Source organism: Buttiauxella brennerae ATCC 51605, assembly GCF_001654925.1.
GTDB lineage: Bacteria > Pseudomonadota > Gammaproteobacteria > Enterobacterales > Enterobacteriaceae > Buttiauxella > Buttiauxella brennerae.
Window position 1 is genome coordinate 1 of sequence record NZ_LXER01000009.1, and the last position, 5,859, is coordinate 5,859.

Consider the following 5,859-nt stretch of genomic DNA (forward strand, 5'->3'; position numbering starts at 1 on the left):
ACTGACCATCACTGAAACGGCCATCCCACCGACCCTACCCCGCGAAACCGAAAACGGACTCATCATCGTCAGCGCCGGCTACACCGCCAGCCGCCAGAACGCCCTGAAGGTAGAGTGGGCGGCGATGCCGTACTACGAGAACCGCTGCTGGCGACCTACGGCCAAAAAACGGCCGGTGGTCAGTGGTACCCTGATGGCGCGCGTGACCAGCGCCAAAGACAACGATATCTACGCCTGGCAGGATGCATCGGGCATGTACCGGGTGAAATTTGATGCCGACCGCGACGACAAACGTCAGGGCATGGAAAGCATGCCAGTCCGCTTCGCCAAACCGTACGGCGGCGACAAATACGGCTTCCACTTCCCGCTGATACAGGGCACGGAAGTGGCCATCGCCTTCCATGAAGGTGACCCGGACCGGCCGTATATCGCCCATGCGATGCATGATTCACGCCATGTAGACCACGTCACTGAAGCCAACAGCACGCGCAATGTTATCAGAACAGCCGGGCTGAACAAGCTGCGGATGGAGGACAAGCGCGGTGAAGAGCACGTCAAGCTCAGCACCGAGTACGGGGGCAAGACGCAGCTTAATTTAGGGCACAATGTTGATGCTTCTCGTACCCTGCGGGGTGAAGGGGCTGAGTTACGTACCGATAAGTGGGTGGCAGTTCGTGGCGGAGCCGGTGTGTTCATTAGTGCGGACAACCAGCCATCCGCCAGTGACAAAATGCTTTCCATGAAAGAGGCTGTGGCACAGCTTGAAAATGCATTAAGTATTGCCAGAAGCCTGTCAGATGCGGCAGAAGGTGCTCAGGCGTATCCGGCGGATATCCAGAGCCAGAAAATGCTGACGGATGCACTGACGGAACTGGCGCAGCCGGGGATGGTATTGAATGCACCGCAAGGGATAAGCATCAGCAGTCCGGAAGGCGTACGCGTTTCCTCGGGAAGTGCCAGTGTGGGGATCGTGGCGGAAAACAATGCAGATATCAGCGCAATGAAGCGCTTCACCGTGGCGGCAGGTGAAGCCATCAGCATGCTTGCCCGTCAGGCGGGTATGAAGCTGTTTGCTGCTAAGGGAAAAGTAGAAATCCAGGCGCAGGATGATGCGCTGGATGCCATCGCGAAGAAAGACGTTACGGTGACAAGTGCCGAAGGAAAAATTGAAATAACCGCGGCAACGGAACTGGTAGTTAACTGCGGTGGTGCCTATATCAAGTTAAGTGGCGGGAATATTGAGCTGGGTTGCCCTGGGAATATTTTACTGAAATGTGCCAATGCTCAGAAAATGGGAGCGGCTTCGCTGAACACACCTGCCCCTGAATTTCCAAAAGGCTATGGTGGTGTTTACTCACTGACTGGCGAAGATGGGAAAATTATCCCTCATACTGAATATAAAGTGACGACTGCTGACGGGCAGGTATTTCATGGAGTTTCAGATGACAATGGGAAAACGATGCCTATTTATACCTCTATGCCTGGTAAATTAAAGATTGAAATCCTTGGGACCGACAATTCAGCAATAGGGAGTAAATAAGTATGAGTAATTACCATGCATGGGAAGCCAGTGAGTGCGAGCATTTTACTGATGTTAATGTGTCTGAAAAGACGGTGGTATGTAAGCGTAAGCCTGTACCAGGTATTACGATTACTATCGGGATGTTTTTTGATGGTACAGGGAATAATGTCTTTAACATCGATAAACGTTTGCTGAATACCTGCACAGATATGGATGTTGGCGTAAAGGTAGTAGATGCGGAGTCCTGTACACGTAAACTGGATATGAGTAGCAATGGTGCCGGGAGCTATCTTGGGTATTATTCAAACATCCATTGGTTAAACACATTGTATTCCGTCGATGACGAGATAACTTCAGATCAATCAGTTTATCAACGGGCAATATATGTTCAGGGCATCGGTACTGCAAAAGATAAAGAAGATATCCTCATAGGTATGGGCATTGGAGAGGTGTTTGAAGGCGTTGTAGATAAAGTTAATGAAGGTGTATCGCAGATTGCTGCTGAAATAAATCAGTTTATCAACAAAAATTCCAATGCTGGATATGCTATCGAAAAAATCCAGTTTGATGTATTTGGCTTTAGTCGGGGCGCTGCAGCAGCCCGCCATTTTTGTAATCGTGTCAGAAATGGGGATAAAGAAATACAGCAAGCAATAACTAAGGGTTTAAACGGACGAAACCAACACGGAAAACCTGCCGGAGAGGTTCGTTTTCTTGGGCTGTTTGATACCGTTTGTGCTGTTGGTTCGGTAAGTGATTTGTTTGATGTACATGGTAGCGTGAACCCAGGCGTTGAACTGTCATTACCGAAAGATATTGCACGGAAAGTATTCCAGATTACTGCAATGCACGAATGTCGATACAACTTTAGTCTTAACAGTATAAAAGAAGCTTGGCCGGAGTTGTCTCTTCCTGGAGTGCATTCCGACATCGGTGGAGGGTATAACCCCCATGAACAGGAATATTGTTTTCTGACAGAGCCTAGCGGTGAAACGGTTAAGCGAGACGCAGTAAATGAAAATACAAGTGTTTTTATAGATATTGCTGCCAGATTACCTGATTTAAAAGTAACGCCAGCGCTTGAATATATTTTGCCGTCAGGTGAAGTGAAAGAGGAATGCTGGTATGACTATATTGTAGATATGGATGTACAGCGCACTGGTACGATTGAAAAACATGTCGGAGCTGGTATTACTTTAAAGCGTATTGTGCCAAATGATTGGTCCAAGGTATCGCTCAGAGTGATGCTAGATGCAGCAAAGAATGGAGGGGTAAACTTCACAGACATTGACCCCGAGGACCCTGACATGAAGTTACCTGGTGAACTTGAACTATTGAGTCAAAAGGCAATCAATCAAGGGAAGTCCGCCATAACAGGGGGGACCCCGGTTCCGTTTACTCCCGAAGAGTTGCTGATCATTGGAAAATATATTCACTGCTCAGCGAACTGGAACGGTGTAAAATTCAAGAGTGTCTGGTTGGATGGTAAACAAGTACGGACAATTTACGGTGCAGAGAAGAAAATACATCTTATTGGTTATGTGAATATGCCAAATAAAAACTGGGTGCGATCCATCTGGAATATGAAAGGTGAAAAAGTATGAAGCTAATAATTCGATTGCTCCCATTTTTATTTCTAGTTGGATGCAATGACACCACTGCGCAAGATAAAATCAAAGCACCCTGGGATAAGTGGTATTTTACATTCAGTACTCCAAAAGCGCTTCCTGCAACGGTTACGTTGGTCAAACTCTTAGATACTGATGGTTATGGTTATGTATTCAAAACTATCGATCAGCCTCAAGGGAAAAGTGTCGGATCGTGGGGGGAGTATATCGGAAAGGGGATTGCTACGTTTAATAAGGCAGATGCACCACCACAGATGATAAAATTTTGCTGGGACTCTATTATCGACAAAAAAACTTATGAGACCACTTTGTTTTTTGCAGCTAGCACTAAGGAAAAAATGATTTCCAAAGAGCCTGTGTGGGATAATCCTAGTGAACCTTATTACTTTCGTTATATGGTAATTGGTTTGGCACCTGAGGGTAAAGTGCGCGTTTGGTTGCAGAATAATGGTCAGCCCAACATTGAGCAAACCTCCACAAAAATTACAACCATTTCGGGTGAAAAACTAGACATGTGTAAAGGGGTTACTAAACATCCCACCGGATATGTTTATTATGGCGAAACACCTGATTTTATAAAAGGGAAGAAATACCCCTATGGTAGTTGGTAATGCAAACGCGAAATAATTTAATTTTTGTCCCACTAGCTAATAATTATGAGTGATTTTCATTTTTTAATGTTAGTTATATTGGTTAGGGTAAGATTTGATTGTGTCATTCTCAAATGAGGTGAACTATGAAATATAATGCATTCAAAGCATTTTGCGCTCTATTTATTGTGTTTGGGCTCACATCTTGCCTTCCTCGAATGTATGCTAATGGATATAACCCCACGGTAAGTAGTGATGATGCTGGGTATATAATACACCCCATAACATTTAATGTTGGAGCCTTTATAAATCAATACTGGCATTCAAAGTATTATAGTGATGAATTGCATGATGCAATGCTGTCTGCGTATGTTACAGAATATGAAAAATTAATAGACACAAAGCCGGTTATAACGGACATGTAAACAATATGTTGATTACAGCATCTGCAAGAGGCTCGTATATAATTTTGTTAACCCGGGTTACATCCCAAGTGTAAATAAAAATGAAGAAAAGTGGTATGAAAAATCAGAAGGTGGTACTTGGGAACTAGTGAAGTAAATGTATTATTAATATTTTCTTTGTGTTGATTGTATTCCAATGTCTTGAGTGTAATTCATATTTAATTACTGTAAAACAAATTAAAAGGTTTCTCATGTCTAAAGGATTTGTATTGCTGGGTGACAAAACCACTCATGGCGGTCAGGTTATTTCCGCCTCATCAACCATAATCGTCAATGGAAAAAAAGTTGCGCTGATTGGCGATGAAATCAATTGCCCAGTTGAAGGTCATGGCATTAATACCATTATCGAAGGTTCGCCCGAATGGTCGTCTGAAGGGAAGGCTGTGGTAGTGGATGGCTGCCATTGTGAATGTGGATGTCAGGTGATATCCAGTGCACCGGATTGTGCGATAGGATAAAAAATGAGCTGGAAACGTCAGAAATCAACAGTATTTGCTAAGCCGGAAGAGCCTTCATTTGCCCTGTGGCTGATGCTGGGTGTAGTTGCACTTGTCGGGAGTGTAATGCTGTTCGTCCTACATGCTAATCAGCTTGCAGGGCCGTTGCAGGAATTTAATATCTGGATTGCTATGGCGGGTCCGTTAGTTGTCTGGTTTTTCTTCCTGTGCCTGCGGGGCTGGATCTATAACAGCGCGTTTGACAGGCACGAGTTCGAGAAAAATGAGGCAGAATACGCACAACAACATTGGACGAACTGGGCCGGACGTAATATTGCTGTGCTGTGCAGTGGCGTTATGTTACCAGAGAACCTGGCCCCAAAATTGATTCTGACAGCTCCGCCAACTCTTGAACAGAATACCCGTCTGACGAAACATCTTCATTTATTTGATAATAAAAACCACTTTTCCACCTTACTTTCAGGTCTGGACTATTCGCTTACTCAGATCCCGGCAGGTTTGCCTTTTGGAGTAACATTGCTGACAGATTCCAGCGATGATGCGCTCACATTACAGGCTGAGTTCAATGATTCCTGGTTGTCTGCACTATCCGGTCATCCGCTTCCAGCTTTGAATATTGTGACTTCGAAATCTTTTATCGCAATTGATGATCGCATCAAATCTCCGACGCTGGATGTAGAGCTGGTATTGATCCATCAGATGCAGGGAGGAGAGGTATACAGTGATGCACTCGCGTTACTGTTGCTGACATCCGATGATGTTGCCACAAAGTATCATCTCAGCTATTACGCCAGCCTGCTTCGCCCAATGCCTCTCGAATCAACAAAGAATCTGAGCGAAGATCTTGATACGTTTTTTTCCACGCAGTCTCAGGCCAATAAAACGGGCGTGATTGTAGGGGACGGCATCTCGTGGGGTAATGAATTTGCCACTCTGCTTGCCAGCGCAAAAAAATATGGGGGTAGCTGGAAGACTCAACAACTTCACTGGCTGGAAGAATATACGGGATGTAGTGGTCCCTTTTCACCATGGGTAATGGCGGCGGTGGTCAGCGATATTGTGAATATCCAGAAAGCAGATTGTCTGATGCTTTCTTCTGATGGCGAAAATAAATTTATTAATACAGTGCAGGCAGGGAACATTAATAATGACAACAGGTAATTCGTCATGGCGTGGAGGCTGGTGCCGTATTTACTT

The 5,859-nt window shown here is 45.1% G+C and carries 5 protein-coding genes; all 5 read left to right on the plus strand.

All coding sequences use genetic code 11. From position 1 onward, the window contains the following. Positions 1–1,540, plus strand: a 1,540-nt coding sequence (locus tag M975_RS05240) for a DUF2345 domain-containing protein (protein WP_157093332.1), incomplete at its 5' end; no start/stop codon positions are given. Positions 1,541–1,542: 2 nt separating this feature from the next. Next, positions 1,543–3,126 carry a T6SS phospholipase effector Tle1-like catalytic domain-containing protein gene (locus M975_RS05245; RefSeq protein ID WP_064557822.1) on the plus strand — a complete coding sequence of 528 codons (1,584 nt, stop codon included), beginning with the start codon at positions 1,543–1,545 and terminating at the stop codon, positions 3,124–3,126. Beyond that, the gene (locus M975_RS05250) at positions 3,123–3,761 is read left to right on the plus strand and encodes a DUF2931 family protein (protein WP_064557823.1); all 639 of its coding nucleotides are present in this window, start codon (positions 3,123–3,125) and stop codon (positions 3,759–3,761) included. The genes M975_RS05245 and M975_RS05250 overlap by 4 nt, the downstream gene beginning before the upstream one ends. 634 nt (positions 3,762–4,395) lie before the next feature. Next, complete coding sequence (locus M975_RS05260; protein WP_064557825.1) at positions 4,396–4,662, plus strand: PAAR domain-containing protein; 267 nt, start codon at positions 4,396–4,398, stop codon at positions 4,660–4,662. Positions 4,663–4,665: 3 nt separating this feature from the next. Then, positions 4,666–5,823, plus strand: a complete 1,158-nt coding sequence (locus M975_RS05265; RefSeq protein WP_064557826.1) for a hypothetical protein — start codon at positions 4,666–4,668, stop codon at positions 5,821–5,823. Positions 5,824–5,859: the final 36 nt, after the last annotated feature.

Excerpts from the sequence above, each read along its gene's own strand:
- M975_RS05250 (WP_064557823.1), top strand. The coding sequence starts at position 3,123 with ATGAAGCTAATAATTCGATTGCTCCCATTTTTATTTCTAGTTGGATGC.
- M975_RS05265 (WP_064557826.1), top strand. The coding sequence starts at position 4,666 with ATGAGCTGGAAACGTCAGAAATCAACAGTATTTGCTAAGCCGGAAGAG.
- M975_RS05260 (WP_064557825.1), top strand. The coding sequence starts at position 4,396 with ATGTCTAAAGGATTTGTATTGCTGGGTGACAAAACCACTCATGGCGGT.
- M975_RS05245 (WP_064557822.1), top strand. The coding sequence starts at position 1,543 with ATGAGTAATTACCATGCATGGGAAGCCAGTGAGTGCGAGCATTTTACT.